This is a genomic window from Micromonospora sp. CPCC 205546, assembly GCF_036902715.1.
In the GTDB taxonomy this organism is placed as follows: domain Bacteria; phylum Actinomycetota; class Actinomycetes; order Mycobacteriales; family Micromonosporaceae; genus Micromonospora.
In genome coordinates, this window is record NZ_JBAKHL010000167.1 from 1 (window position 1) to 992 (window position 992).

The window sequence follows — 992 nt, forward strand, 5'->3', positions numbered from 1 at the left end:
GGCAGCACGACGGCGACCACTACGCCGAGATCGCGGTCGACGGCCTCAACTCCGACGGCTACCTGCTGCACCCAGCGCTGCTCGACGCGGCGCTGCAGCCCGTCGTGGCCGGCCGCGACGACGTGCTGCTGCCGTACTCCTTTCATAAGGTCGAACTGCACGGCACCGACGACGCCACGCAGACCCACGTCAGCGGGACCAGCGTCACGATCGCGGACGGCACCGGCGCGCCCTTGCTGACCGTGCGGCAGGTGACCATGCGGGCGCGCGTCACGCAGGCCGAGGAACTGCTGTGGGTACGCGACTGGCAGCCGATCGACCTCACGGCCGACGCCGACCTGATCGAGGCCGCCGTGCTGGACTGTTCCCCGCCGGCCGGGGAAACGGTTCCCGCGCGCGTGCGGGCCCAGATCATCGGCGCGCTGGAGGACCTCCAGGCCTGGCTCGGCCGCCGGGGCCCGGACGATCGCCTCGCGGTGGTGACCCGGCGCGCGGTGACGGTTGACGGCGACGACATCGACCTGGTGCAGGCCCCGATCTGGGGCCTGGTGCGCACGGCGCAACTCGAACACCCCGGCTGCATCACGCTCCTCGATCTCGGCGAGGACGACGCACCGCCGCCCGCCGCGCTGAGGACGACGCTGCCCGAGATCGCCGTCCGCCGCGGGGAGACCTTCGCGCCCGGGCTGGTGCACCCGAAGCCCGGCCTTCCGCTCTGCCCCGGCGCGTGGCGGCTCGACGCCACCGGCGGCGGGCTGGACGGCCTGACCGTGGTGGCCGGCGACGCCGACGTGGTGCCGCTGGCCGCCGGCCAGGTGCGCGTGGAGGTGCACGCCGCCGGTCTGAACTTTCACGACGTGGCCGTGGTCCTGAACCTGATCGACGACGTCGACCTCGGGCAGGAGGGTGCCGGGGTGGTGGTGGAGTCGGCGTCGGACGCGTTCCGGCCCGGCGATCGCGTGCTCGGCCTGTTTGGTGGTGCTTTCGGGTCG

General features: G+C 73.5%; 1 protein-coding gene. It reads left to right on the plus strand.

What is annotated here, in order from left to right:
- A partial coding sequence (locus V6U77_RS29865; RefSeq protein WP_442934544.1) for a SpnB-like Rossmann fold domain-containing protein occupies nt 1–992 on the plus strand: 992 nt, incomplete at both ends.